The sequence below is a fragment of the Brevibacterium sp. genome (assembly GCF_022712115.1).
Classification (GTDB): Bacteria; Actinomycetota; Actinomycetes; order Actinomycetales; family Brevibacteriaceae; genus Brevibacterium; species Brevibacterium salitolerans.
Map to the genome: position 1 here is coordinate 1 of NZ_JALAHB010000065.1, position 26,540 is coordinate 26,540.

At 71.3% G+C, this 26,540-nt stretch carries 27 protein-coding genes; 21 read left to right on the plus strand and 6 right to left on the minus strand.

Going from position 1 to position 26,540, the window contains the following annotated elements:
- Positions 1-143: 143 nt before the first annotated feature.
- Positions 144-485: a DUF3870 domain-containing protein gene (locus Q0A33_RS03840; protein WP_291793367.1), complete on the minus strand. Its 342-nt coding sequence runs from the start codon at positions 483-485 to the stop codon at positions 144-146.
- Between the two features lie 141 nt (positions 486-626).
- On the opposite strand from Q0A33_RS03840, the gene Q0A33_RS03845 reads away from it, so the two are divergent.
- The 6 genes from Q0A33_RS03845 to Q0A33_RS03870 all read left to right on the plus strand — a co-directional run bounded on the left by Q0A33_RS03845 (position 627) and on the right by Q0A33_RS03870 (position 5,712).
- Positions 627-1,136 carry a phosphoribosyltransferase gene (locus Q0A33_RS03845; RefSeq protein WP_291793370.1) on the plus strand — a complete coding sequence of 170 codons (510 nt, stop codon included), beginning with the start codon at positions 627-629 and terminating at the stop codon, positions 1,134-1,136.
- On the plus strand, positions 1,085-1,888 hold the full coding sequence (locus tag Q0A33_RS03850; RefSeq protein WP_291793372.1) for an HAD family phosphatase: 804 nt from the start codon (positions 1,085-1,087) through the stop codon (positions 1,886-1,888). The genes Q0A33_RS03845 and Q0A33_RS03850 overlap by 52 nt, the downstream gene beginning before the upstream one ends.
- A 184-nt stretch (positions 1,889-2,072) precedes the next feature.
- Positions 2,073-3,167 carry a Ppx/GppA phosphatase family protein gene (locus tag Q0A33_RS03855; protein ID WP_291793375.1) on the plus strand — a complete coding sequence of 365 codons (1,095 nt, stop codon included), beginning with the start codon at positions 2,073-2,075 and terminating at the stop codon, positions 3,165-3,167.
- A gap of 10 nt (positions 3,168-3,177) precedes the next feature.
- On the plus strand, positions 3,178-4,089 hold the full coding sequence (locus Q0A33_RS03860; RefSeq protein WP_291793378.1) for a sugar phosphate isomerase/epimerase: 912 nt from the start codon (positions 3,178-3,180) through the stop codon (positions 4,087-4,089).
- A gap of 98 nt (positions 4,090-4,187) precedes the next feature.
- On the plus strand, positions 4,188-5,021 hold the full coding sequence (gene proC, locus Q0A33_RS03865) for a pyrroline-5-carboxylate reductase (protein WP_291793381.1): 834 nt from the start codon (positions 4,188-4,190) through the stop codon (positions 5,019-5,021).
- 1 nt (position 5,022) lies between these two features.
- Positions 5,023-5,712 carry a TrkA family potassium uptake protein gene (locus Q0A33_RS03870; protein ID WP_291793384.1) on the plus strand — a complete coding sequence of 230 codons (690 nt, stop codon included), beginning with the start codon at positions 5,023-5,025 and terminating at the stop codon, positions 5,710-5,712.
- A 127-nt stretch (positions 5,713-5,839) separates the two neighbouring features.
- Here Q0A33_RS03870 and Q0A33_RS03875 read toward each other — a convergent pair whose 3' ends face one another.
- The gene (locus tag Q0A33_RS03875) at positions 5,840-6,985 is read right to left on the minus strand and encodes a hypothetical protein (protein ID WP_291793386.1); all 1,146 of its coding nucleotides are present in this window, start codon (positions 6,983-6,985) and stop codon (positions 5,840-5,842) included.
- Between the two features lie 262 nt (positions 6,986-7,247).
- Complete coding sequence (locus Q0A33_RS03880) at positions 7,248-8,633, minus strand: potassium transporter TrkG (RefSeq protein ID WP_291793388.1); 1,386 nt, start codon at positions 8,631-8,633, stop codon at positions 7,248-7,250.
- 59 nt (positions 8,634-8,692) lie between these two features.
- Here Q0A33_RS03880 and Q0A33_RS03885 point away from each other — a divergent pair, with 59 nt between their 5' ends.
- The 14 genes from Q0A33_RS03885 to ccsB all read left to right on the plus strand — a co-directional run bounded on the left by Q0A33_RS03885 (position 8,693) and on the right by ccsB (position 23,867).
- Positions 8,693-9,895, plus strand: a complete 1,203-nt coding sequence (locus tag Q0A33_RS03885) for an acetoin utilization protein AcuC (protein ID WP_291793390.1) — start codon at positions 8,693-8,695, stop codon at positions 9,893-9,895.
- 171 nt (positions 9,896-10,066) lie between these two features.
- Entirely contained in the window at positions 10,067-10,165 is a 99-nt protein-coding gene (locus tag Q0A33_RS03890) for an AURKAIP1/COX24 domain-containing protein (RefSeq protein ID WP_005504750.1), read from the plus strand.
- Positions 10,166-10,234: 69 nt separating this feature from the next.
- A complete protein-coding gene (locus Q0A33_RS03895) occupies positions 10,235-10,498 on the plus strand; it encodes a glutaredoxin family protein (protein ID WP_291793392.1) in 264 nt (87 codons plus the stop codon).
- A gap of 152 nt (positions 10,499-10,650) precedes the next feature.
- Positions 10,651-11,319 (plus strand): redox-sensing transcriptional repressor Rex, encoded by a 669-nt coding sequence (locus Q0A33_RS03900; protein WP_291793430.1) that lies wholly within the window; start codon positions 10,651-10,653, stop codon positions 11,317-11,319.
- Positions 11,320-11,322: 3 nt separating this feature from the next.
- Positions 11,323-13,929 (plus strand): glutamyl-tRNA reductase, encoded by a 2,607-nt coding sequence (gene hemA / locus Q0A33_RS03905; RefSeq protein ID WP_291793394.1) that lies wholly within the window; start codon positions 11,323-11,325, stop codon positions 13,927-13,929.
- The gene (locus Q0A33_RS03910) at positions 13,910-15,511 is read left to right on the plus strand and encodes a uroporphyrinogen-III synthase (protein ID WP_363316531.1); all 1,602 of its coding nucleotides are present in this window, start codon (positions 13,910-13,912) and stop codon (positions 15,509-15,511) included. The genes hemA and Q0A33_RS03910 overlap by 20 nt, the downstream gene beginning before the upstream one ends.
- Before the next feature lie 5 nt (positions 15,512-15,516).
- On the plus strand, positions 15,517-16,527 hold the full coding sequence (gene hemB, locus Q0A33_RS03915) for a porphobilinogen synthase (RefSeq protein ID WP_291793397.1): 1,011 nt from the start codon (positions 15,517-15,519) through the stop codon (positions 16,525-16,527).
- A 114-nt stretch (positions 16,528-16,641) separates the two neighbouring features.
- A complete protein-coding gene (locus Q0A33_RS03920) occupies positions 16,642-17,178 on the plus strand; it encodes a MarR family transcriptional regulator (RefSeq protein WP_291793400.1) in 537 nt (178 codons plus the stop codon).
- Between the two features lie 71 nt (positions 17,179-17,249).
- Complete coding sequence (hemL, locus tag Q0A33_RS03925; protein ID WP_291793403.1) at positions 17,250-18,614, plus strand: glutamate-1-semialdehyde 2,1-aminomutase; 1,365 nt, start codon at positions 17,250-17,252, stop codon at positions 18,612-18,614.
- 85 nt (positions 18,615-18,699) lie between these two features.
- A complete protein-coding gene (locus Q0A33_RS03930; protein ID WP_291793406.1) occupies positions 18,700-19,365 on the plus strand; it encodes a histidine phosphatase family protein in 666 nt (221 codons plus the stop codon).
- Positions 19,362-20,048 carry a TlpA disulfide reductase family protein gene (locus Q0A33_RS03935; protein WP_291793410.1) on the plus strand — a complete coding sequence of 229 codons (687 nt, stop codon included), beginning with the start codon at positions 19,362-19,364 and terminating at the stop codon, positions 20,046-20,048. The genes Q0A33_RS03930 and Q0A33_RS03935 overlap by 4 nt, the downstream gene beginning before the upstream one ends.
- Positions 20,045-20,836 carry a cytochrome c biogenesis protein CcdA gene (locus Q0A33_RS03940; RefSeq protein WP_291793413.1) on the plus strand — a complete coding sequence of 264 codons (792 nt, stop codon included), beginning with the start codon at positions 20,045-20,047 and terminating at the stop codon, positions 20,834-20,836. The genes Q0A33_RS03935 and Q0A33_RS03940 overlap by 4 nt, the downstream gene beginning before the upstream one ends.
- A gap of 18 nt (positions 20,837-20,854) precedes the next feature.
- On the plus strand, positions 20,855-22,609 hold the full coding sequence (locus tag Q0A33_RS03945) for a cytochrome c biogenesis protein ResB (RefSeq protein ID WP_363316532.1): 1,755 nt from the start codon (positions 20,855-20,857) through the stop codon (positions 22,607-22,609).
- Positions 22,610-22,706: 97 nt separating this feature from the next.
- Positions 22,707-23,867, plus strand: coding sequence for a c-type cytochrome biogenesis protein CcsB (ccsB, locus tag Q0A33_RS03950; protein WP_291793416.1), 1,161 nt, complete (start codon positions 22,707-22,709; stop codon positions 23,865-23,867).
- Positions 23,868-24,093: 226 nt separating this feature from the next.
- Here ccsB and Q0A33_RS03955 read toward each other — a convergent pair whose 3' ends face one another.
- Positions 24,094-24,414, minus strand: coding sequence for a PLD nuclease N-terminal domain-containing protein (locus Q0A33_RS03955; RefSeq protein WP_291793419.1), 321 nt, complete (start codon positions 24,412-24,414; stop codon positions 24,094-24,096).
- A 124-nt stretch (positions 24,415-24,538) separates the two neighbouring features.
- On the opposite strand from Q0A33_RS03955, the gene Q0A33_RS03960 reads away from it, so the two are divergent.
- Positions 24,539-24,814: a DUF4229 domain-containing protein gene (locus Q0A33_RS03960; RefSeq protein ID WP_291793422.1), complete on the plus strand. Its 276-nt coding sequence runs from the start codon at positions 24,539-24,541 to the stop codon at positions 24,812-24,814.
- Between the two features lie 117 nt (positions 24,815-24,931).
- On the opposite strand, the gene Q0A33_RS03965 is transcribed toward Q0A33_RS03960, so the two are convergent.
- Entirely contained in the window at positions 24,932-25,867 is a 936-nt protein-coding gene (locus Q0A33_RS03965) for a 1,4-dihydroxy-2-naphthoate polyprenyltransferase (protein ID WP_291793425.1), read from the minus strand.
- Positions 25,868-26,004: 137 nt separating this feature from the next.
- The coding region (locus tag Q0A33_RS03970; protein WP_291793427.1) for an RDD family protein at positions 26,005-26,540 on the minus strand (536 nt) is incomplete at its 5' end.

The following is a 26,540-nucleotide window of genomic DNA, read 5'->3' on the forward strand; positions in this document are numbered from 1 at the left end:
ACGGGGCCTCCGCGGCCCCGGCCCTCACAACAGACAACGCCGTATGGGCTGTCCCCGCCCTTGGGGGTTTGTGGCGGGGTTACCGCGCTTCCGGCTGGTACCGGTTCGGTGAGGTCCCGGGCGGTCGGAGCGCGGCTGTGCGTCTATGTCATCGTGTCCGCCGCCAAGTCGCGGTACTTCGCAGCCGCATTCCGCACCGCTGCGGCGAGCGCGCGCTGCGAGGAACCGTGGTACCTGACGGTGATGGACGTCACGAGGCTATCATCGTCGAGGATCGAACGGCCCACGAGGAGTCTCCGCACGAACTCGGCGGTGAGCGGCAGCGCCGCTGTGCAGTCGGCGGCCCTGATGGTGTGATCGCGGGTGTCGATGACGAGGCCGATGAAGAACTGGCCCCACTGCGCGGTGATCGGGTTGTTGCTGGGCGCCTTCGCCTCTCCCATGAGGTAGACCGTCCCGGCCCAGTCCGTGGCATCGGCATTCATGGCAGGAGCCTAGCGGCCGGAGGGCGCCTCGTCCCGCGCACACCCCGGCCACGGGCGGCCCCCGCAGCCACTACGATGTCTGTCAGCCGCGCGCGGAACCGCACGCGGCACCGGCGCACCCGCAGACGAGAAGGACACCCCATGACCCAGGCCTACCACGCGGACTCCACGGACCTCGAGAACAAGGAGATCCTCACGTGGGAGCGGTTCGGCTCGGCCTCCCGCGAGCTCGCGCAGGTGATCGCGGACTCCGACTTCGAACCGGAGATCGTCATCGCCATCGCCCGCGGCGGTCTGCTGCCCGCCGGCTCGCTCGCCTACGCCCTGGGTCTCAAGCTCTCCGACGCCATCAACGTCGAGTTCTACACGGACGTCCACGAGACGCTGCCGGATCCCGTCCTGCTCGCGCCCATGCTGGACACCGAGTCCCTCCGGGACAAGAACCTCCTGGTCGTCGACGACGTGGCGGACTCCGGTCGCACGCTCGCTCTCGTGCTCGACCTCCTCAAGGGCCACGGCGCCCACGCGCGCTCGGCCGTCATCTACGCCAAGTCCGCCTCCGTCGTGGAGCCGGACTTCGTGTGGCGGCACACGGACGAGTGGATCGTCTTCCCCTGGTCCGCCGAGGAGCCGGTGAAGCCGTCGAAGTGAACTCGCCCGTCACGCCCGCCGCCGGCTCCTCGGCCGCCTCCGTCCGCGCGGCCGAGACCCCCTCGGACCGGCTCGGCTCACCCGTCCTCCCGTACACCGCGGTCCTCTTCGACTGCGACGGCGTGCTCGTGGACTCGGAGTCCATCACCCAGTCCGTCCTCCGCGACATGCTCGAGGAGCTGGGATGGTCGCTCACCCGCGAGGAGTGCATCCGGCTCTTCGTGGGCAAGGCGCTCAAGGACGAGTGGGAGGTCATCCTCCGCCACACGGGCGTGCGCATCGACGATGCGTGGCTCGCGGCGTTCCGCGAGCGCCGGAACGCCGCCCTGCGCACCGACCTGACCTCCGTCCCGGGCATCGAGTCCGCGCTCGAGGCCGTGCGCGCGGCCTACGGCGACCGCATCGCCGTGGGCACGGGCGCGGACCGCGGCAAGTGCGAGCTGCAGCTGGGACTCACCGGCCTCGACCGGTACTTCTCCGGGCGCGTCTTCTCCGGCATGGAGATGCCCCGCTCCAAGCCCGCACCGGACGTCTACCTCGCCGCGGCACGCGCCCTGGGCATCGACCCGGCCGGCGCCGCGGTGATCGAGGACTCCGCCGCCGGCGTCCGTGCGGGTGCGGCCGCCGGCGCACGGGTCCTGGGCTTCTCCCGCGGGGACGTCGCCAGCACCCCGGCTGCAGAGCTCCTCGCCGCAGGCGCCTCCGAGGTCTTCGCGGACATGCGCGAGCTCCCCGCCCTGCTGGGAGCCTGAACACCCGGCACCCGAGGCCGTCGCCTCACAGCGGGCCCGCCGGGCCCACCGCGTGTGCCCGATCCCCGCGCCCGAGGCCGTCCCGCCTCGGGCGCGGGGCCCGGTTCCCGCAGGGCACCCGCACCCTTTCCACCTGGCGGTCACGTGTGCGTGATGCACCCGCCGGCAGGATTACACTGACCGTGTGCGCCTCGCAGTCCTCGACATCGGTTCCAACAGCGTCCACCTCCTGGTGGTCGACGCTCACGTGGGTGCGCCTCCGCTGCCCGCCACCAGCCACAAGGAGGTGCTGCGGCTCGCGGAGTACCTCAAGGACGACGGCTCGATCTCCGCGTACGGGCAGAACCGGCTGGTGGACTTCGTGCGGGAGGCCATCACCATCGCGGAGAACCAGGGATCGGAGCAGATCCTCGCGTTCGCCACCTCCGCCATCCGCTCCGCCCCCAACGGCGAGGAGACCATCGCCCTCATCAAGGAGCAGACCGGGGTGACGCTCAATGTCATGAGCGGCGAGGCGGAGGCCCGCATCACCTTCCTCGCGGTGCGTCGCTGGTTCGGGTGGTCCGCGGGCGGGATCCTCATGCTGGACATCGGCGGCGGCTCCCTGGAGCTCGCCGCCGGCCGCGACGAGTACCCGGACGCGGCGCTCTCCGTCCCCCTGGGGGCCGGCCGCATGCACCGCGAGTTCCTCGCCGGCGACATGCCGGAGCTCGCGGACGTGGACGCACTGCGCAAGCATGCCCGCTACACGGTGGGCCGCATCGCCGGCCAGATCAACCGCGTGGGCACCCCGGACAAGGTCGTGGGCTCCTCCAAGACCTTCCGCTCGCTGGCCCGCATCGCAGGCGCCGCACCCAGCAGCGCGGGAATCTTCGTCCCGCGGACGCTCAAGCGCAAGGACCTCCCGGGCATCATCGACGATCTGATCCGGCGCACGCCGCAGGAGCGCGCACAGCTGCCCGGCGTCTCCGAGGCGCGGGCCGGTCAGGTGCTCGCGGGCGCCATCGTCGCCGAGGCCGCGATGACCGTGTTCGACGTGTCCACCATGCACATCTCGCCGTGGGCGCTGCGCGAGGGCATCATCATGCGCCGCATCGACCTGCTGGACTCCTCCGAGACTCTCTCGCCCACCCGCGCGGCGGTTCCGGGCCTTCTGGAGGACCCGCACGCGGAGGCCGCGGCGCACGCCGGGCAGCTGCCCACCACCTCGGTCTCGGAGGCCATGGCCACCCGCAGCCCCACCGCCCCGAGCGGAGCCTCGGCGGCGACCCTGCTGTGAGGGGAGCGGAATGAGCCAGTCGCACACCGGGCGCAGGAGGCCCTTCACCGCACCCAATTCCGCGAAGGGCAACTCGAAGCGGCACCGTGACGCCCTCCGCCTGCAGCAGCACTCCACCGGTCACCGTTCGGTGCACGACATCCGGGTGGGCCTCTCCACCTCCTCCGTCTACCCCATGACGGTGCGCGAGTGCTTCGACGTGGCCGGCCGCCTCGGCTACGACGGGGTCGAGGTGATGATCACCAACAACGAGGAGACCCAGGACCCGGAGCTCATGCGCCTGCTGAGCCGGTCCTCGGGCCTGCCGGTCATGGCGATCCACGCACCCACGCTGCTGTTCCTGCCCCGCGTCATGCACCGCGACCACTGGGAGAAGCTGCGGCTCACCGCCCAGCTGGCCAAGGACGTGGGCGCGGAGACGGTGGTTCTGCACCCGCCGTTCCGCTGGCAGGGCGACTACGCCCGCCGCTTCGTGCCGGGGGTGCGTGAGATCGCACAGGAGATCGGCGTCGCACTCGCGGTGGAGAACATGTACCCGTGGCGGGCGGGCATCCGCGAGGTGCTGGTGTACTCCCCGGACTGGGACAACACGCACCAGGACTACGACGACGTCACCTTCGACTTCTCCCACGCCTCGACCGCCGGGGTGAACGCGCTGGACGCCGCGCGGACCCTCTTCCCCCGGCTGCGTCACGTCCACCTCACGGACGGCTCCGGCTCGCTCACGGACGAGCACCTGGTGCCCGGCCGGGGCCGGATGCCCGTGGCGGAGACCCTCCAGTACCTCGCCCGGCACGACTGGTCCGGCGACGTCGTCGTGGAGGTCAACACCCGGTTCGTCCGCAAGCGCTCCACCCGCGATGTGATGCTCGCCGAATCCCTCGCCTTCGCCCGGACGCACCTGGGGCTGGACGCGGGCTGAGGCTCGCGGGCGGCTCACCGGCGGTGGTGTGCCGGCCGCAGCTGCGGCGCGCGTCTGCCTGACATCGCACCACTGCCACCCGTAGTAGCCTCGACGCCATGAGCATCGCTTTCATCGGCACAGGCAACATGGGCGGAGCGCTCCTGCGGGGGATCCTCGCAGGAGGGCAGGAGCCCGGCGGGGTCACCGCCACCACCCGGGGCGCGGCCTCGGCGGAGGAGCTCGCTGCGGAGCTGGGCATCCGCGCGCTCTCTCTCGAGGCGGATCCCACGGCCAACCGCACCGCCGTGACGGGAGCGGATCTCGTGTTCCTGGGCGTCAAGCCCTGGATGCTCGCGGACACGCTCACGGAGGTCCGGGACGCGCTGGCCCCCGGTGCCGTCCTCGTCTCGATGGCTGCCGGTGTGGACGCCGCGACGATCCGGCGGGCCGCTCCCGGGCATCCCGTCGTGCGGATCATGCCGAACACGCCGTGCGCGGTGGGCGCGGGGGTCATCTCCCTGGCACCGGACGCGCAGGTTCCTGCCGACGTGGTCGAGGAGCTCACGGCGCTGCTGACCCCGGTGGGTCTCGTCGTCCCCGTCGAGGAGGCGCAGCTGCCGCTGCTCACCGGGATCTCGGGCTCCGGCGTGGCCTACTTCTTCCAGCTCGCGGAGCACCTTGTCGACACCGCCGTGGCGCAGGGGCTGGACGCCGAGGTCGCCGCCCGGACCGTCGCCGCGACCGCCGCGGGTGCGGGCAGGCTGCTGGCCGACCGGCCCGAGCCCGCCGCCCTGCGCACCGCCGTCACCAGCAAGGGCGGCACCACGGCGGCGGCCCTGGACGCGTTCGCCGCGGGCGGGTTCGCGCAGCTGGTGGAGAATGCCGTGCAGGCTGCCGAGGACCGCTCGCTGGAGATGGAGGCGGAGAACCGTGGCACCGTGGGGAACTGAGATGAAACGCCGCCGTCCGCGGCCGGGCGCCGGCGATGAGCATTCCGCCGTGCTGGTCGTGGGGCTGGGCCGCTTCGGCTCCTCGACGGCGCGCACCCTCCTCCGGCTCGGGCGGGAGGTCATGGCGATCGAGCGCAGCCCCGAGCTGGTGCAGGAGTTCTCGGGGACCCTCACCCATGTCGTCGAGGCGGACGCCACCAACATGAGCGCGCTCAAGCAGGTGGGCGCGGGGGACTTCTCCACCGCAGTGGTGGGGATCGGCTCCTCGGTGGAGGCCAGCGTGCTCACCACGGCCAACCTCATCGACCTCGGCGTCGAGCAGATCTGGGCGAAGGCGATCTCCGCCGCTCACGGGAAGATCCTCAAGCGCATCGGTGCGGAGCACGTCCTCTATCCGGAGACCGAGGCCGGAGACCGCGTGGCGCACCTCGTCAGCTCCCGGATGCTGGACTACATCGAGTTCGACGGCGGTCACTTCGCCGTCGTGAAGATGCGGGCGCCCAAGGAGATCCACGGCCTCACGCTGGGGGAGTCCGGCATCCGCGGCAAGTACGGCGTGACCGTGGTGGGCATCAAGACGCCGGGCAAGGACTTCACCTATGCGGCGCCGGAGTCGCGGGTGAGCAGCCAGGACGTGCTCATCGTCGCCGGCAACGTGCAGCAGCTGGGAGCCTTCGCCGCCCAGCCGTGAGCGGGGCTGCTGGCTGCCCCAGACGGGAGCATCGCTAACGAAACTTCGTGTCTGCTGATTCGTCCGGTTTGCACTGCGGAAGTGGCGAATCCGCAGACGGGAGCGGCAGCGCGGCCGCTCGCGTCTGTTACGACAAGGGAAGCGCTTCCACCGTCACGTCGCGTGAGGCGAACGCTTCCGTGACCAGGCGCGGGATCTCCGCGTCTGAGGTCTTCGCCGTGATCCGCAGATACGTCCAGCCGCGGTCCCGCATGGCCTGTTCGCGCCGGATGTCGTGCTCCCACTGGTCTGCGTCGAGGCGGTGGTGAGCGCCCTCGTACTCGATCGCGATCTTCAGGGCGGGGTACGCGAGGTCCGGGTGCAGGACCGCGAAGCCCACGTCCACGGAGTGCCCCACTGTGGGTTCGGGCAGGCCTGCGTCCACAAGCAGGAGGCGCAGCCGGGTCTCCTGCGGCGAGCCGACTCCGGCCCGCGCCCTGCTCAGCGCTGAGCGCAGGCGCGCTCTCCCCGGGAACCGTGGCCACTCCGGCAGTCGCGCTGCGATGTCCGCGGGGGTGGAGAGCGCTGTGGAGCGCCACGGGCCGCAGATCGCATCGATGACGTCCACCAGCTGACGTTCGATGAGCAGCGAGGAGATCTGCCTCAGCGTCTGGCGGGGCGAGGTGACGGTGACGCCGTAGAACCACCAGACTTCTGCCTCTGCGGGACGGTGCACGTGGTGACCGGGAACCAGGCTGAAGCTCTTGAGCGGAGTGAGGTCGAGAGGCTGCGCAGAAGCAGAAGCAGAAGCAGAAGCAGGCAGGGGCCAGCCGTAGAGGTGCGCCGCTGTCAGATGGGACACGGCCATGGCAGGCTTCTTCAGCTGCACGGCGGCGGCTGTGTTCCGTACGGCCGTCCACGTGTCATCAGCCCACTCGGGCACCCACATCAGTGCGACCTCGGACGGGTGCGCGAAGACTCCGGGCGCGAGGGGCCGCCGCGCGGGGCGGGCCTTCACCACGCTGCTGAGCCGGTGCCGGCCCTTCGCCGCGCGGTCCTCTCCTGCCTGTCCCGCAGCTGAACGGCCCTCTGCCGAGGCCGCGGTGAGCAGGACCGGAATCTTCTCCGGCCGTTCGGGACAGCTCCAAGCTGCCGGCGTCCGCCGGGCTGGGCTGCTGCGCGCTGCGGCGCGGCGTCCAGCCGAGGTGGTGCCGGGCGTGCGGGAGACGGGGACCCGGTCCTGGGCAGGGGAGCCGGGATGCTGGGTATCGGCCTTGCCGGAGTCTGTGTGCATGGAGGCCAGCGTGGAGGCCTCGGCAGGCTCATGTGCGGGGATGCCCTCGGCTGTGGAAGGAACGCGCGATGCCCACGAGCGCGTGTGCGCGGGGGAGTCGCTCTGCGGAGGTGGCTTGTGACGCAGAGTGGTAAGCAGACGGGAACACGGAGCATGAACGTTCCCGTCTGCGGATCCGCCCGGTCTGCTGCGCATATGCGGCGGATCCGCAGATGCGAAGGCTGGGCCCGGGTTGCCCGGCGCTCCCTGCAGCGGCTCAGGGTCACCCCACGATGGGGCGCTCCTCCGGGAAGCGGTAGAGGCGGATGAGGGAGCGCTGCGACAGGGCGCTCGCGAGTGTGATGGTGCCGAGGCGGCCCACGAGCATGAGCACGGAGAGCACGTAGAGTCCGGCGTCGGAGGTGTGTCCGCTCACCCCGGAGGTGAGGCCGCAGGTCGCGAAGGCGCTGATGACCTCGAACAGCACGAGGTCCAGCGGGTCGCCGGTGATGCTCACCATCACGAGCGTCCCGAGGAACACGGTGGTGCCTCCGGCCAGCAGGACGGAGACCGCCAGCCGCACCGAGCCCGGCGCGATGCGGCGGCCGAACGCCGTGGCGTCAGTGGCTCCCCGCGCCTCCGCCACCGCGGCGAGGATGAGGACCGCGAGGGTCGTCACCTTGATCCCGCCGGCCGTGGACGAGGAGCCGCCGCCGATGAACATGAGGATGTCGAAGACGAGGTGGGTGGCCTGCGACATCTCCGCCATCTCCATGGTGGCGAAACCCCCGGACCGGGGCATGATCGCCATGAACATGGCCTCCAGCCCGGTCTGCGCCCAGTTCTTGCCCCCGAGGGTGCGAGGGTTGCCGGCTTCGAAGAGCAGCTGCAGCACGAAGGCCACGAGGACGAGCACGACGGAGGTGGTGAGCGTGAGCTTGGTGTGGAGATCCCACTTCCGCGGCCTGTTCCAGTAGATGCTCATGATGAAGATGACGGGGAAGCCCAGCGAGCCGACGAACACGCTGGCGCCGATGACGGTGAGGATCCACGGATCGTCCGCGAAGTAGGCCATCCCGCCGGGGTGGATCGTGAACCCGGCGTTGTTGAACGAGGAGATCGAGTAGAAGACGGAGTGCCACAGGGCGTCCGTCCAGGCATCCCCGCGTGCGAGGAAGCGGGGGAGGAGGAGCAGCGCGACCACCGCCTCGGCGGTCACCACCGTCACGAGCACGGCGCGGAGCAGTGAGCCCACCCTGCCGAGGGCGGACTCCCCGGTGGCCTGTGCCGCGATCATCCGCTGGCGCACTCCCAGCCGCTTGGACATCGCCATGCCCAGCAGGGAGGCGAGCGTGAGGATCCCCAGGCCGCCCATCTGGATGCCCGCGATGATCACGCCCACGCCGAAGTCCGACCAGTACTCCTGCGTCTCCACCGAGGTGAGCCCGGTGACGGACACGGCGGACACCGCGACGAAGACGGAGTCCGCCAGCGAGCGGTCCTGCGGATCCTCGTAGGAGATCGGCAGGGAGAGGAGGAGCACGAAGACGACGACGACCAGGCAGAACGCGCCTATCGCCAGTCGCGCAGGACTGGTGCCCGCGAGATCGTCGACGAAGTCGCGCAGACCGCGGACGAGCCGACGAAGACGGTTGCCGTGTCGAATCACGGAGCCATCGTAGCCCCGGTGCCGGGCCTTCCGGCCGTCCGTGAGGTTAGAGTGGCCCCATGGACAGCCGTGATCTCGATCTCTTCGTCGCCTGGGGAGATGCCTTCACCGAATACGACTTCGGTCCCAGCCACCCCATGCATCCCATCCGGCTGGACCTCACAGCCAAGCTCGCAGGCGAGTACGGGCTGTTCGACCATCCGCGCATCACGGTGTCCGACATCCCGGACGTCGACGAGGACTTCCTGGGCCGGATCCACACGCAGGACTTCGTGAGCGCGGTCAAGCAGGCGGGGGCCTCGGACCACCTGGACGAGGAGTTCCAGCGGGAGTGGGGAGTGGGCACCGAGGACGTGCCGCGGTTCGAGAAGATCCACGAGGCCTCGGGCCGGATCTTCCAGGCGGGGATCGAGGTGGGGCGCGCCGTGGCGAGCGGTCGCTACACCCGTGCCGTGAACTTCTGCGGCGGCATGCACCACGCCATGAGCAACAGGGCCGCGGGGTTCTGCGTCTACAACGACGTGGCCGCGACCCTCACCACGCTGCTGGACGCCGGCTACCAGCGCATCGCCTACGTGGACTTCGACGCGCACCACGGCGACGGCGTCGAGACGATCTTCTGGGACGATCCGCGCGTGCTCACCGTCTCCTTCCACGAGAACGGCCGGTTCCTGTTCCCCGGCACGGGCTTCGCCAATGACATCGGCGGGATGCAGGCCGCGGCCTCGGCGGTGAACCTGGCGCTGCCGCCGCGCACGGACGACCCGGACTGGCTCCGCGCGATCGACGCGGTCCTCCCGCAGGTGCTGCGGGGCTTCCAGCCTCAGATCCTCGTGACGCAGCACGGCTGCGACGGGCACCGCGTGGATCCGCTCACCCATCTGCGCTTGAGCATCGACGGCATGCGGGAGGCCGCGCTGCTGGTGCGGAGCCTGTCCGAGGAGCTGTGCGACGGGCGCTGGATCGCCACGGGCGGGGGCGGCTACTCCATCCTCGACGTGGTGCCGCGCGCGTGGACGCAGCTCATCGCGATCGCCGCCGGTGCGGATCTGGACCCGCACACGGAGCTGCCGAGCCGATGGCGGAAGTACGCGGAGACGATGGTGGGTCGCGAGGCGCCGCTCATGATGACGGACGGATTCGACGGCGGCTTCCGCTCCTGGGCGCACGGCTACGATCCCGAGGCCGACCTCGACCGCGCCGTCATGGCCACCCGCAAGAGCATCTTCCCCTTCTTCGGCCTGGATGCTTATTACGATTAGTGAGTGCCCGGCAAGGCGCGCGCTGGGACCTACTGCACGTTCACCCGCGACCGTCTGCGACGGTGAGAGCGGTTTTGCCCTTGCTGACCGTGCGGCGATATGATTGACCGGCTATGTTCCGCCGGTGGCGCAGTCGCGTTCACCGGAACTTCGAGTCAATGAGGTTTGCCTGTGGGTTCCGTCATCAAGAAGCGTCGCAAGCGTATGTCGAAGAAGAAGCACCGCAAGCTGCTTCGGAAGACGCGTCACCAGCGCCGCAACAAGAAGTAAGACTTCTTTGAGCAAGCAGACCCCGTTCGGCACGTCGAGTCGACGGGGGTTTGTTTTGGGAGGGGTCCGATGAGCGGCTGCGAGATCACCGTGATCACGCGTGCGGACTGCGGTCTGTGCACCGCGGCCGAGGCCGTGGTCGCGGCGGTGGCCGCCTCCCGCCCGGTGGCCGTCGCGACGGTCGACGTCGACGCGGATCCGGAACTGAGGGCCAAGTACGACTGGGACGTGCCGGTGGTGCTGGTCGACGGCAGACAGGTGGGCTTCCACCGGATCGACCGCGCCCGCCTGGAACGTGCGGTGGACTCGAGGCTCGCCGCACGCCGGGCCTGATCCCCGGCGGAAGGCTTCCCCGCGGGAGGCCGCGGGTGCGCAGTGACAGCAGTCCGTCGACGGCTGCGGAGACGGTGTGGAGGAGAGGAGAGCGAGCCGCGGTGGCACAGTCCCTGCCGGACCTTCCGGCGTCCGGTGATGCGGGCAGATCCGTGCCGCTCCCTGCGGTGACCCGCATGCCCGTCTACCTTGCCGCAGTCGAATCGCTGCTGGCGGAGGGCATCAGCACCGTCTCCTCCGAGGCGCTGGCCGCGGCCTGCGGCGTGGGCGCCTCCATCGTCCGCCGCGACCTCACCCATGCCGCGCCCGTGGGCCGGCGGGGAGTGGGCTACGACACCGCGGAGCTCGCAGCGGCCATCAGGGCGTTCCTGCGCGTGGACCGTGCCCGCCCGCTGGGGATCGTCGGCGCCGGCCGGCTGGGCACGGCGCTGGCCCACTACCTCTCGGACCCGCGCCACGGCTTCGAGATCCGCGCCGTCTTCGACGCGGACCCGGACCGCGTGGGCCAGCCGGTGGGCAGCCTCACGGTCAGCGCCGAATCCGATTTCCGCGAGATCGCACGCGCGCGCGGGCTGGAGCTGCTCGTGGTCGCCGTCCCCGGGTCTGCGGCACAGGGCGTGACGGACATGGTGGCCGGCACCTCGGTCACGGGCCTGCTGAACTTCGCGCCGGTGCCCGTGCGGGCGCCTGCGGGCGTGAGCGTGCGCAACGTCGATCTGGCGACCGAGCTGCAGGTGCTCTCGCACTTCGCCCCTGCGAGCGGGGGCGCGGACGGAGAGGCGGCCGACCCGCTGCCTGCGAACACGAAGACTGGAGTCTGAGAAGTGACCGACCTCGTTCTGGGCGTCTCGCACCGCTCCGCACCCATGTCCCTGCTGGACGCCCTCGCGCTCACGGGCGACGGGCAGGACCGGCTGGCCGAACTCGCCCTCGGCGGCGACTACGTGGACGGTGCGATGGTGCTCTCCACCTGCAACCGGCTGGAGATCATCGCGGACGTGAAGTCCTTCCACGGCGGCCTCGCGGACCTGGGCTCGGCGCTCGTCTCCGTCACCGGGATCGACTGGCAGGAGCTCGCCCACCACGTGTTCGTGCTCTTCGGCGAAGGCGCGGACGAGCACCTGCTCACCCTCGCCGCGGGCCTCGACTCGATGGCCGTGGGGGAGGCCCAGATCCTGGGTCAGCTGCGGCAGACCTACTCGCAGGCGCAGGAGCGGGGTCAGCTCACCGGGGATCTCAGCCGCACCGTCCAGGAGGCGCTGCGGGTGGGCAAGCGGGCGCACGCGGAGACGGAGCTTGACTCCGTCGCCGGTTCCCTCCTGGACGCCGCCCTCGTCCGGGCGCAGGAGCACATCGGCCCGCTCGAGACTGCCGACGTCCTCATCGTGGGCGCCGGCGCGATGTCCGGTCTCGTCGCCGCGACCCTGCACCGTGCGGGAGCCGGCTCCCTCACCATCCTCAACCGCACACTGGAGCGCGCCCAGCGGCTGGCCGCCTCCGTTGACGGTCGCGCCGTGGAGTTCACCTACGAGGCGCTGCCCGCGGAGATCGCGAAGGCGGACCTCGTCGTGTCCGTGATCGGCAGCCGCGGCACGCTCATCGACAAGGACACCGTCACGCAGTCGCTCGTGCACCTGGACGATCCGCACGACCCGGCCCACACGTTCTTCATCGACCTCGCCCTGCCCTTCGACGTGGATCCGAACGTGGAGGAGCACTCGTTCGTCCGGATGATCGGCCTCGAAGGCCTCTCCTCCATGTTCGCGGACACGGAGTACACGGCCTCCTCCGGTGTGGTCGACGTCATCAGCCGGGTCCGCGCCATCATCCGCGAGGAGATGGCCGCGCTGTCCGCCGGCCGCCGGGCGCGCACCATCGCCCCCACCGTCACCGCGCTGCGGAAGCAGGCCGGAGCGGTCGTCTCGCGGGAGATCGAGAAGCTCGAGAAGCGCCTGGGCGACAGGCTGGCCGAGGAGGACATGCACGCCGTGAGGAGGTCGCTGCGGCAGGTCGCGACGACGCTCATCCACACCCCCACCGTGAAGGTCAAGGAGCTCACCGCGGACGAGCACGAGCAGGTCGACTACGCCGCCGCGCTCACCATGCTCTTCGACCTGCAGCGGTCCCCGTCCCCGGTCGAGACGGCCAGGCCGGGAAGCGCAGACACCCCGGCCGCCGAGGCCGCAGCAGGAGCGACGATGACGAACGATCCGCAGCCCGGCGCACAGGGCGGCCACTCCCGCGCGCAGGGCAGCCACTACGTCGCGGCGGACGGGACCAGCCCGGTCGCCTCCCACACCCTCGACGTCGTGGAGCCGGAGAGGCCCACGGGCCGCACGGTCCGGCTGGGCACGCGCCGTTCGCAGCTCGCCCGCTCGCAGTCCACCGCGGTCGCCCAGCAGCTGGCCGCGCAGACGGGCATGCGGGTGGAGATCGTGGAGGTCGTCACCGAGGGCGATGTGAACATGACGCCGCTGGCCAGCTTCGGCGGAGCAGGCGTGTTCGTGTCCTCGGTGCGCTCCGCGCTGCTCACGGGCAAGGTGGACATCGCGGTGCACTCGCTCAAGGACCTGCCGACGGCTCCGGCGCCGGGCATCAGCCTGGCCGCGGTGCCGCCGCGGGTGGATCCCTCCGACGTCCTCATCGCCCGCGACGGGCTCACGCTCGCGCAGCTGCCCGCCGGCAGCGTGGTGGGCACGGGCTCGCCGCGCCGTGCCGCGCAGCTCCGCGCCGCCCGCCCGGACATCGAGGTCACCGGCGTGCGCGGAAACGTCGACACCCGCATCCGTCACGTGACCGAGGGCCGGCTCGACGCCGTGGTGCTCGCCGCGGCCGGTGTGCGCCGGCTGGGCCGTCTCGCGGAGGTCACGGACGTGCTCGACTCCTCCGTCATGCTCCCGGCCCCGGGCCAGGGCGCGCTCGCGATCGAATGCCGCGACGCGGACGCGGAGCTCACCGGGGACGACGCTTCGCTGCGCGCCGCGCTGTCCGGCCTCCACGACGAGGCGACCATGCTGGCGGTGCTCTGCGAGCGCGCCATCCTCACCCGGGCCGAGGCCGGGTGCTCCGCGCCGATCGGCGCGATCGCGCACCTCGAGGGGCATTCGCTCGAGGTCACGGGAGTGCTCGCGGACGATGCCGGGAAGCTGCTGCGCGTGAGCCGGATGGCGCAGCTGCCGCGGCGCAGCTCGGGCACGGAGGCGTCCGAGGTGCGGCATGCGGCCAAGGCGCTGGGCGGGGAGGTCGCCGAGGAGCTGCTCACCGGCCTCGGCATCGACCCCCGGCAGGCGCAGGGCGCCAATGCGCCGGAGACCCATCTGGATCCCGCGAGCGCACCGGAGACGGCGGCACCCGTGACGGCGCCGGCGGGAGCATCCATCAGCACGACCAGGACGGAAGAGGGAGGCGCGAGTGAAGGCACCGGACGCTGAGGCGAGGCGGGCGGGGCTCACCGCTCCCATGGTGTGCTTCCTGGGCGCCGGCCCGGGGGACCCCGCTCTCGTGACGCACAGGGGGACCGAGCTCCTCGCGGCCGCGGACCTGGTGGTCTCGGATGAGCCGCGGCACGCGGCGATCGTCGAGGAGTTCGTGCCCGCCGCCACCCCGCGCACGGACGCCGCGGAGCTCGGCCAGGCGGCCACCACCCGCGGCCGGAAGCTCGCGGGGCTGGCGCGTGAGCACGGGCTCGTCGTCCGGATCGTCCCGCACGACGGCGTCCTGTTCTCCACCACCACGGACGAGGCCGCCGCGGTCCGCCGGCAGGGCGTGGACTTCGAGATCGTCCCGGGCGTGGGCCTGGCGGCGACAGCGACGGCGTTCACGGGTGCGCCCGTGACGACCAACCGCGTGCGCTCCGTGCGCTTCGTGGAGGCCGGCGAGCAGTCGCACGTGGACGTCTCCAAGCACCGCAACACGGGCCACGTGCTCACCGGTTCGCGCGAGGACGTGGTCTCCGCGCTCGGCGCGCTGCTGGGCGACGGCTGGGACCCGGAGACCCCTGTCCTGCTGAGTGCGGATCTCTCGACCGTCTCGCAGCTGAGCGTCGAGTCGACCTTCGGCGCGGCGGCGGAGCTCACCCGGGAGACCTTCGCGGAGTCCGCGCAGGTCACCATGCTGTTCGGCCAGGGCGTCGAGCAGCATGCGGAGCTCGACTGGTTCGAGACCCGGCCGCTGTTCGGCTGGCGCGTGCTCATCCCGCGTACCAAGGAGCAGGGCTCGCAGACCGTCCGGGCGCTGTCCGAGCTGGGCGCCACCGGCACCATCGTGCCCACCATCGCCATCCAGCCCCCGCGCACGCCCACGCAGATGGAGCGCGCCATCCAGGGCCTCGTCAACGGCGACTACCAGTGGGTGGGGCTCACCAGCGTGAATGCGGTCCGCGCGGTCCGCGAGTGGTTCGACGACTTCGGCCTTGACGCCCGCGCCCTGGCCGGGGTGCGCGTGGCCGCGGTCGGAGGCCCCACCGCGCGGGCGCTCGAGGACTGGGGCGTGGCCCCGGACCTCGTGCCCACCGGTGAGCACTCCGCCCGCGGCCTCGTCGAGGACTGGCCGGACCGCGACCCGTTCGTGGACCCGGTGGGACGCGTGCTCCTGCCGCGTGCGGACATCGCCACCGAGGTGCTCGTGGAGGGGCTCACGGAACGCGGCTGGGACGTCCACGACGTCACGGCGTACCGCACCGTGCGCGCCGCGCCGCCCCCGGCTCCCATCCGCGAGTCGATCAAGGCCGGCGACTTCGACGCCGTCCTCTTCACCTCCTCCTCCACGGTGCGCAATCTGGTGGGCATCGCCGGGAAGCCCCCGGCCAGCACCGTCGTCGCCTGCATCGGTCCTGCCACGGCGCAGACGGCGGAGGACAATGGACTCGAGGTCGACGTGCTCGCCGAGGAGGCGAACATGGGATCCCTGATCTCCGGCCTGGTCGACCATGCCGTGCGCCGGCGCGCAGAGGCCCTTGCCGCCGGCCGTGCCCCGCTGCGCCCCTCACAGGGCCGCACCGTCAAGAGAAGGTGAGTCAGATGTCCTCCGTCCCCGCCTATCAGCTGGCCCACGGCACCGTCCGTCCGCGCCGCCTGCGCCGCACTCCCGCCGTGCGCCGGATGGTCCGCGAGACGCGCCTGCACCCGGCGGAGCTCGTGCTCCCACTGTTCGTCAAGGAGGGTCTGCGAGAGCCGGCTCCGCTGACCTCCATGCCCGGCGTCGTCCAGCACACCCTGGACTCGCTCGCAGAGGCGGCGAGGGAGGCCGCCGAGGCCGGCGTGGGCGGGCTCATGCTGTTCGGCATCCCCGAGGTGAGGGACGAGACCGGATCCCAGGCGGACGATCCGGACGGCATCCTCAACCGTGCGATCGCCCGTCTGCGTGAGGAGGTGGGCGAGGACACCGTCATCATGGCCGACCTCTGCCTGGACGAGTTCACCTCGCACGGCCACTGCGGCGTCCTCGACGCGACCGGTGCGGTGGACAACGACGCCACCCTGGACAGGTACGCGGCGATGGCAGTGGCGCAGGCCGAGGCCGGCGTGGACGTGGTGGGCCCCTCCGGCATGATGGATGGGCAGATCGCCGCGATCCGCCATGCGCTCGACTCCGCCGGCCACACGGACGTCATCGTGCTGGCCTACTCCGCCAAGTACTCCTCGGCGTTCTACGGTCCCTTCCGCGAGGCCGTGGACTCGCAGCTGTCCGGCGACCGCCGCACCTACCAGCAGGATCCCGGCAACGGCCGCGAGGCGCTGCGCGAACTCGAACTGGACCTCGCCGAGGGCGCTGACATTGTCATGATCAAGCCGGGGATGCCGTATCTGGACGTGCTCGCCGAGGCCGCCGCCGTGTCCTCCGTGCCGGTCTGGGCCTATCAGATCTCCGGTGAGTACGCGATGATCGAGTTCGCCGCCGCGGCGGGTGCGATCGATCGGAAGCCGGCGATCCTCGAGAGCCTCACCGCCTTCAAGCGGGCCGGTGCGGACTCGGTGCTCACCTACTGGGCCGTGGAGGCCGCGAACTGGATCCGGGAGGACAGGTCGTGAGGCTGCGGAACTGTGCGCGCTGGGCGCTTGTGTCCTGGATCCGCGAGGAGCTCCCGTGAGCCCGCGGCGCGGCAGCCGCCGGGGACGGATCGCCGGACTGCGCACGGAGTCGGCATGACGGCGCAGGTGCGGTGGCTGGACGGGGAGGAGCAGGCGGCCTGGAGGTCGTTCCTCGACTCCCACCAGCTGCTCATGTCGAAGCTCGACGCGGAGCTGCGCGAGGCCTCACCGCTGGGACTCACGGAGTACACCGTCCTCGTGCGGCTGTCCGAGTCGGACGACCACGCCCTGCGCATGGCGACGCTGGCAGCGGACACGGGACTGTCCCGGTCCCGCCTCACGCACATCGTGAGCCGGCTGGAGGAGCGCGGGATCGTCTGCCGCGACAAGTCGCCGGAGGACCGGCGAGGCGTGCAGTGCCGCCTCACGGAGGACGGCTTCGCGCTCCTGCGCGAGACCGCGCCCGTCCACGTGGGCGGTGTGCGCGAGCACCTCGTCGATCTGCTGAGCCGGGAGCAGATCGAGCAGATGACCAGCATCTTCACCACGGTGCTCGCGCACATGCGCGCACTGCCGTCCCGGTCCGGGCGCACACCGGCCGCCTGTCCCGGACCCGTGGCACCGCGCAGCGCCCCGGACACGCAGACCTGAGGCCGCCTGCGAGCACCGGCCACCGCACGCATCCGACCCGAGACCGCACGCATCCGCACGAGGGAGACACCATGACACAGGCAGCAGAGAATCCTCAGTCCGCGACGCCGAGACGGTCGTCCTCGGCGCGCTCGCAGGAGCTCTTCGACCGCGCCCGCGCCGTGATCCCGGGAGGCGTGAACTCCCCGGTCCGCGCCTTCGGTGCCGTGGGCGGCACGCCCCGCTTCATCGACCACGCGGAGGGCGCGACCCTCGTGGACGCGGACGGGCGCGAGTACATCGACCTCATCGGCTCCTGGGGTCCCATGATCCTGGGCCATGCGCATCCGGAGGTCGTGGCGGCAGTTCAGGCCGCTGCGGCGAAGGGCTTCAGCTTCGGCACCCCGGCGGCGGCCGAGGTCGAGCTGTGCGAGGCGATCGTCGCCCGCGTGGATCCCCTCGACGAGGTGCGGCTGGTGAACTCCGGCACGGAGGCCACCATGTCCGCGATCCGCCTGGCGCGCGGCGTCACGGGGCGGGCGAAGATCGTGAAGTTCGCCGGCTGCTACCACGGTCACGTCGACTCCCTGCTCGCGGCGGCGGGCTCCGGCCTGGCGACCTTCTCCCTGCCGGACACCCCGGGGGTGACGGGAGCCTCGGCGGCGGACACCCTCGTCCTGCCCTACAACGACCAGGAGGCGCTGGCCGCGGCGTTCGCGGAGCACGGCGACGAGATCGCCTGCGTCATCACGGAGGCGAGCCCCGGCAACATGGGCGTCGTGCCGCCGGCGGACGGCTTCACGAACGCCATCCGCCGTCTCACCAGGGAACACGGCGCGCTCATGATCTCCGACGAGGTGATGACCGGCTTCCGCGTCTCCGAGGCGGGCTGGTACGGCTACGAATCGCAGCGGGTGGGCTACCCGGAGGGTCCCGCGGACCTCTTCACCTTCGGCAAGGTGATGGGCGGCGGCTTCCCGGCCGCGGCCTTCGGCGGACGGCGCGAGGTCATGGAGCACCTGGCCCCGGCCGGGCCGGTCTATCAGGCGGGCACGCTCTCCGGGAACCCCGTGGCCTCGGCGGCGGGTCTCACCACTCTGCGGCTGACCACGGAGCTGGACGTGTACTCGCACCTGGAGCACGCGGCGGACACCCTGCGCGCGGCCGTCTCGCAGGAGCTCACGGCGGCCTCCGTGCCGCACCGCGTGCAGAGCGCCAACTCGATGTTCTCCGTGTTCTTCACGGACCGCCCGGTGCGGAACTACGAGGACGCCAGGGCGCAGGACACCGCTGCGCACTCCGCGTTCTTCACCTCCATGCTGGAGTCCGGGATCCATCTCCCGCCGTCCGCGTTCGAGGCGTGGTTCCTGTCCTACGCGCACACGGACGAGGTGCTCGAACGGATCGTCGCCGCGCTCCCGGCCGCGGCTCAGGCGGCGGCCCGCGCGCAGGGCTGAACGCAGAGACCTCCGTGGTGGGCTGGGGCGGTCTCGATCTGTCCCACCCGCCCGCGCTGAACGCAGAGACCAGGAGACACATCACATGGCGCAGCTGCGCATCCACCTCGTGAGGCACGGCGAGGTCTACAACCCGCACGGCATCCTCTACGGGCGCATGCCCGGCTACCACCTGTCCGAGCGCGGCTTCGAGATGGCCGCGCGGGTGGCGGAGGCGCTGCCGGAGAGGGACCCGCACATCTGCGAGGTCGCGGCCTCGCCGCTGCTGCGCGCCCAGCAGACGGCCGCCCCCCTCGCGCAGGCGCTGGGGCTGGAGGTGGGCGTCGAGGAGCGCGTCATCGAGGCGGGCAACGACTTCGAGGGCAGCCACGTGACCGCGCGCGGAGTGCTCACCACCCCGGAGTGGCTGTACATGGCCCGCAACCCGCTGCGGCCCTCGTGGGGCGAGCCCTACCTGGCGCAGGCGCTGCGAGTGCGCGCGGCGATGATGTCCATGCGTGCGCGGCTGGCGACGGCGGCCGCGGCGCGCGGGCTCGAGGAGGCCTCGGGCGTGCTCGTCTCGCACCAGCTCCCCATCTGGTCGACCCGCCTGTTCACGGAGGGCCGGCCACTCGCGCACGACCCGCGCAGGCGCCAGTGCGCGCTGGCCTCGCTCACCACGTTCTCAGACGGATCCGGCACACTGGACACCGTGGTTTACGAGGACATCGCCGGCGACATGCCGCTCACACAGCCGGGGACGGGCGCATGAGGCGATCCCGCTCCCTCCACCTCCCTCCCTTCACCTCGCAGTCGCATCCCGCCGCCGGTCGCTCCCGTCCGCTCGCGGGGCCGGGCGGCGAGCATCTCACCACCCGCCGCGCCGCCCTGGCCGGTCTGGGCCTGGCGGGGCTGGCGCTCGCGGGCTGCGGGAGCTCGGGTTCGGAGAACCTCGCCCGGCAGGCCGACTCCGGCGACGAGAAGGGCTACGTCTCCGGCGAGGGCGTGATCACGGAGGTCGCCGAGGCCGACCGCGGCGAGCCGCTCGACCTCGCCTTCACGACGCTCACGGGCGAGGAGACCTCGCTGGCCGCGTGGCGGCCCAAGGTCGTCGCGATCAATCTCTGGTACGCCGCCTGCCCGCCCTGCCGTGTCGAGGCCCCGGACCTCAACGCGGTCTACGAGGAGTACGCGGGAGAGGTCGAGTTCCTGGGCGCCAATGTGCGCGACGAGGCCCCCACCGCGGAGTCCTTCGTGCGCACCTTCGAGGTGCCCTACCCCATCATGATCGACTCGGAGGGGGAGATGGTGGCCCTGCTGTCGTCCATCCTCCCGCCCCAGGCCACCCCGTCCACCGTCATCCTCGACGCCTCCGGCCGTGCCGCCGCCCGCGTCGTGGGTGCGGCGAGCGCCTCGACCCTGCGCGGTCTCATCGAGGGCGCGATGGCAGGATGAGCCTCCTCGCTGCCGGCCTCGATGCCTCCGGCGTGGGAGCCTCCTTCGCGGACACCGTGCTCAACGGCCCGCTGGTGCTCGCGGTGCTGGTCTCCCTCGCCGCCGGGGCCGTCTCCTTCGCCTCCCCGTGCGTCCTGCCGCTCGTGCCCGGCTACATCGGCTACGTCACGGGTCTGAGCGGCACCTCGCTGGAGGACCGCAGGACCGCCCGGGTGGTGCTGGGGGTGAGCCTGTTCGTCCTGGGCTTCGCGGTGGTGTTCGTGCTCCTGGGTGCGGCGTTCTCCGCGATCGGTCTCTTCTTCGCCCAGTGGACGGACGTGCTGGTGCGCGTGCTGGGGCTGGTGGTGATCCTCGCCGGCGTCGTGTTCATGGGCGGGATACCGTTCCTGCAGCGCACGGCGCAGGTGACCCGGCGCCCCAGGGCGGGTCTGGCCGGAGCCCCGGTGCTGGGCGCGGTGTTCGCGCTGAGCTGGGCCCCGTGCATGGGCCCCACGCTCGCGGCGGTGCTCGCACTGGCGACGAGCTTCGGGGCGGACGGCGCGGTGGGACGGGGCACCTTCCTCACCTTCGTGTACTGCCTGGGGCTGGGCATCCCGTTCGTCGTCGTCGCCTACCTCATCCACAAGGGGATGGGCCGGTTGCGCTGGGTGCGGGAACACCAGGTGGGGATCATGCGCGCGGGCGGCATCATGCTCATCCTGCTGGGCCTGGTGCTGCTCAGCGGTCTGTGGACGCAGTGGATCAACAGCCTGCAGGGCACGATCGCCGGCTTCGAAGTGGTGATCTGAGTGAGTGCGGAGGACCCAGTGGAGAACCAGGACGGTGCGGAGGCCCGGGACACCGGCGGTGCATTCAGCGTCGGAGCACGCGAGCACCAGGTGCTGGAGTCCGGCGCGGCGGAGTCCGGCGGCGGGTCCGGGAAGAAGCAGAGGGCCAAGGCCGCCCCGGCGGACATCGGGGTGGTCGGAATGCTGCGCTGGGCCTGGCGGCAGCTCACCACCATGCGCGCGGCCCTCATCCTGCTGCTCGTGCTCGCCCTCGCGGCGATCCCCGGCTCCCTGCTGCCGCAGCGCATTCAGGATCCCGCCACCGTGGCCCGCTTCATCGAGGAGAACGGCACGCTGGGCGAGGTGCTGGACGCCGTCCAGCTCTTCGACGTCTACTCGTCGTTCTGGTTCTCCGCCGTCTACATCCTCCTCATGGTCTCCCTGGTGGGCTGCATCGTCCCCCGCACCAAGCAGCACTGGAAGGCCATGCGGCAGCAGCCGCCCAAGGCTCCGCGCCGGCTCAGCCGGATGCCGGTGTACCGGACGCTGCCGCTGTCCGCGGAGGGCGATGCGTCTGCGGCTGCGGGCTCGGGGACGGAGACGGCCTCGGGGATGACGGCGGCCTCGGGCGCGGACGGGAGTGCGGCGGCCTCCGCCGCGCCCCGCACCCGGGAACAGCTGCTCGACCGGGCCGAATCCGTGCTGCGCCGCGCCGGCTACCGGGTGGCCCGCTCCGAGGACCATGTCGCGGCCGAGCGCGGCCATCTCCGCGAGACCGGCAACCTCCTCTTCCACATCTCGATCCTCGGCGTCGTCATCGTCATGGCGCTGGGCGGCCTGCTGGGCTACTCCGGGCAGCGCGTGCTCGTGGAGGGGGAGACCTTCACCAACTCCCTCGTCTCCTACGACTCCTTCGAGCCGGGCGCCTATTTCGACCCGGACGCGCTCGTGGACTACCGGCTCACCCTCGACGACTTCGAGACCCGGTGGGACGATCAGGCGACCGGCGCGCAGTTCGGCCAGCCGCGGCTCTTCGACGCGAAGGTGACGCTGTCCCGCGGCGAGGAGTCGCAGCAGCTCATGCTCCGTCCCAATGAGCCTGTCCGGGTCGACGGCTCCCGGGTGTACCTGCTGGGCAACGGCTACGCACCCGTGGTGACGGTGCGCAACGGAGCGGGGGACGTGACGTTCTCCGGTCCCGTGGTGTTCCTGCCGCAGGACGGGGCCAACACCTCGCGCGGCGTGGTGAAGGTCCCGGACTCCGGGACGGACGAGCAGCTGGGCTTCGTCGGCGTCTTCCTCCCCACCGCCGCGCAGAACGAGAACGGCGAGCTCTACTCGCAGTTCGCGGAGCTGCGGAACCCGCTCCTCGTGATGAGCGCCTTCGAGGGCGACCTGGGGCTGGACTCCGGGACGCCGCAGTCCGTGTACGAACTGGACGCGGACGAGATGACGGAGCTCACGGAGCCGGACGGCAGTCCGCTGCAGCTCGTCCTCACGCCGGGCGACACCGTGGAGCTGCCGGGCGGGCGCGGCTCCATCACCCTGGACGACGTGCGCAAGTACGTCGGCATGGACATCCGGCACGATCCGGCCCAGGTGTGGATGCTGCCGTTCACGGCGGCGCTGTTCCTGGGGCTGGCGGCCTCCCTGTTCGTCCCGCGCAGGCGCGTGTGGGTGCGCGTGCGGGGCGAGGAGGTCGAGGTCGCGGGCCTGGCACGCGGCGAGGACCCGCGGGTGGAGGCCGCGGTGGAGGACATCGCGAGGAGACTGGAACTGGAATCCCCACGCTGAGAGGTTCTACTCTGTGTAGAACGCCTGCGGTTCAGCCACGGGGACCGGGTCTGCGCGGGCAGACCCGACGAGGACGAGGCATGAGGAAGAAGCTCACATGAATGTCAACACACTGCTGGCCGAATGGTCGGATCTGCTGATCTACTCGGCCATCGCGGTCTACGCGGTCGCCTTCATCATGTACGCCTTCGACCTGTTCGGTCCGGGGTTCGTCCGCGGGATCGGTGCGCAGACCGGGGCCGAGGCCGGGACGAGGGGTGCGCGCTCCGGCCGTGCGTCCGGAGCGGAGGCGGGGCGTGAGGACGCGCGGAGCTCCGCCGCCGGAGCCTCCGGGGACTCCGCACGCAGCGCGGGTGCGGCAGCCGCGGCGGACGCCGGCGCGGGCCGGTCCGGGGCCTCGGCGACGGCAGTGCTCGAGACCGCCGCGGCGGAGGGCACCGGGGACGGAGCCGAGGATGCGCAGGCGAGCGGCGGAGACGGTTCCGCTCCCGTCTCGGAGCGCCGGCTGCGGCGCTGGGCCCGGGTGGGCACGGCGCTGACCGTCCTCGCCGCGCTCCTGCAGCTGGGGGCGATCGTCACCCGCACGGCTGCCGTCATGCGGGTCCCGTGGTCCAACCTCATGGAATACGCGCTCATCGCCTCCGCGTTCGTGGCGGTCGGCTACATCGTGCTGCTGTTCTTCAAGGACGTCCGCTATCTGGGCACCATGGTCACCGGTGCGGTGCTGCTGACACTGGGTCTGTGCATCACCGTGTTCTACACGCCCGCGGCCGGGATCATCCCCGCGCTGGACAACTACTGGATCTGGATCCACGTGCCGATCGCGATCCTCTCCACGGTGCTGCTCTCCCTGTCCGCGTGCATGGCGGCGGTGCAGATCCTCAAGGCGTGGAGCGAGGGCCGGGAGACGGTGCCGGGCGTCCTGCGGTTCGTCCGCGCGCTGCCGTCCTCGGAGGACCTCGAGCGGACCTCCTACCGGCTCGCCGCCGTGGGCTTCGTGACGTGGACCTTCACGCTGCTGGCCGGTGCCTTCTGGGCGGAGATCGCCTGGGGCCGCTACTGGGGCTGGGACGCCAAGGAGATCTGGACGTTCGTGGTGTGGGTGGTCTACGCGGCCTACCTGCACGCACGAGCCACCCGCGGCTGGACGGCGACGCGCGTGGCGGTGCTCAACCTCATCGGCGTGGCGACGATCCTCTTCAACGCCACGATCGTGAACACCTACTTCGACGGCCTGCACTCCTACGCCGGAGTCTGACCCGCCGCGCTCGCGGTGCGGCCGGGGCGGGGCGCGGCGCAATATGCCGCTGAGGGCCCGGCCGTTCGCCTTCCCACCCACGTATAGGTGGGTGGGAAGCGGCGTATCCGGGCACCCTCTGAACGGAGGTCCGCGAAGCGACACAGCCGCCCACGCATACGTGGGCGGCTGTGCAGCTTGCCGGGTGCTCTGGGGTGAGGGAGAGCGGGTACTGCGCTGCAGCGGGTCAGTCGAACTCGCCGCGCTCGCGCCTCTCGCGCCGCTGCTGCTGTTCGACGTCCTCGGCGATGCGCTTGAGGAAGTCCGGGTCGTCATCCGGTGCGAGCGGGCCCTGCGCCTGCGGCCTGCGTCCGCTGCCGCCGGGGAGCCTGCGGCCGATCACGAACCACAGGACGGCGCCGATGACGGGGAAGAGGAGGATCGCGAGGATCCACGCCCATTTGGGCAGTGCCGCGATCTGATCGCGCGGGCGCAGCGCGCAGTCGAACACGCTGTAGAGCATGACGGCGACGACGATGACGATGCCCACGATGAGTCCTCTTGCCATGCCCTCAAGTTTAGTTCACCCACCTGGACGCAGGATGCACGGATGCGGCGAGCAGGAGACGCCGAGAGCGAATGCCGCGGAGCCTGTGCACGGACCTGTGCCGGCCTGACTAGAATCGTGTCCCATGCGCTCGTTCCTCACCTACAACCTGGCTCGCCTCGCACTGCTGATCGGATGCGTGCTCGTCATCTGGTGGATCTGGGAGCCGTCGTTCGTGGGCACGCTCGCCGGCATCGTGATCTCCTCGCTCCTGAGCTTCGTGGTGCTGGCGCCGTTGCGCAACGAGTCCGCGCAGGAGCTGATGGAGCGGATGCGCAAGCGCCGTGAGGAGAAGGCCGCCAAGCCGGCCAAGCCCCGCCGCGACGATGCGGCGGAGGACCGCGACATCGACGGCACCTGAGCCTGCGGGTCCGCCGGCGGACCCGCGCCCGTTGTCGAGGGCGCACCCGCCGTCGAGGGCGCGCACTCACCGTTGAGCGCGGCCTGTCGGCGAGCGCAGGTCCTCAGGGGCATGCCCTCAGAGTGCGGTGCCGACTCCCAGCAGGAACGCGTAGGCCAGCGCCGCCAGCGAGGTCGACTTGATGGTGGGGATGAGTGTCGCCCCGTTGGCACCTGAGAGCACGACCTTCACAGGCTGGACCACCACGACGAGGGAGAGCACCGCGAGCACGGCGAGCGGGTGGCCGTCGATGATGGGGCCCATGAGGAAGACATAGGGCAGCGCGACCATGAGCGTGTAGACCGCACGCGCCGCACCGTCGCCCAGCACCACCGCGAGCGTGGTCTTGCCGACGGCGGAGTCGCTGGGGATGTCCCGGATGTTGTTCGCCATGAGGACGGCGCAGGCGAAGAGGCCTATGCCTATCGCGCCGCTGACGGCGGCGACGGACACGGAGCCTGCGATCGCAGAAGCGGTGCCCAGTGTGGCCACGAGGCCGAAGAACACGAAGACGAACACCTCGCCGAGCGCCATGTAGCCGTAGGGCCGCTTCCCGCCCGTGTAGTACCACGCCGCGAGCACGGCGAGCACGCCCACGGGGATGAGCCACCACTGGTGCGAGACGAGCACGAGGGCGATCCCGGCCACCGCGGCCACCCCGAAGCTGATGAACGCGGCGCGCTTGACCGCCTCGGGCTCTGCGGCCCCGGAACCGGTGAGCCGCATGGGCCCCACCCGTTCGTCGTCGGTGCCGCGGATGCCGTCCGAGTAGTCGTTGGCGTAGTTCGAGCCGATCTGCAGGCCCAGCGCCACGAGCAGGGCGAGCAGGCTGCGGAGGAGGACCCCGCCCACATCCGGGATGGGCGCCTCGCCGGGACCGGTGGCCCCGAGGATGATGGCGGAGAAGCCGCCGATATCGCCGAGGCCTGCTCCCGTGCCGATCAGGACGGGAGCCAATGCGAGTGGAAGGGTGCGCAGACGTGCACCCGAGACCCACTCTCCGAACGTTGCCATCACAGGGCCTTTCTGCTCATCGGGACCCATGTATATTACCCGGCTCCGTGCTGCGGCCTCCGTCCGGGCCGGACGGAGGCCGCACCCGGTCTCCCGGCCGCGGTCCTCCGCCTTCGTCGTCAGGACGGCGCGGCCGTTCAGGGTGAGACGATCACCACGGTCTTCCCGGCGCGGTCCTGCCAGGACCGGCGCCGGGGCGTGCTGTCGAAGAGCAGGCTGAGGTCGACGAGGATCTGGTAGATCCAGCCGACCACAGGCAGCACTCCGGGTCCGAACTGCACGAGCGCCCGGGTGAGGAAGCTGCCGCCGGACGGGCGACCGCCGTCGGCCTCCCGGACGATCCTGATCCCCATGAGCTTCTTGCCCGGCGTGCGCCCGGCGGTCGTGTTGCAGATGAGCTCGAGCGCCACGGCCAGGAGCATGGAGACGATAGGACCCACGATCCAGCCGACGATCGGGATGAGCGCGATGAGGAATCCCACGCCGAAGAGCAGGATCCAGTCGATGATGCGGGCGATGAGCCGCTGGCCCGGAGTGGCGAACTGCACCGCACCCGGAGCCGTCTGCGCCATTCCGCCGCCGGGGTGGTGGGTCTGTCCGCCGGGCTGCGTGTGCTGGGCAGGCGGCGAGGCCGGCTGCACGGGGCCGCCGGGCTGCGGGCCCCGGTAGGTGA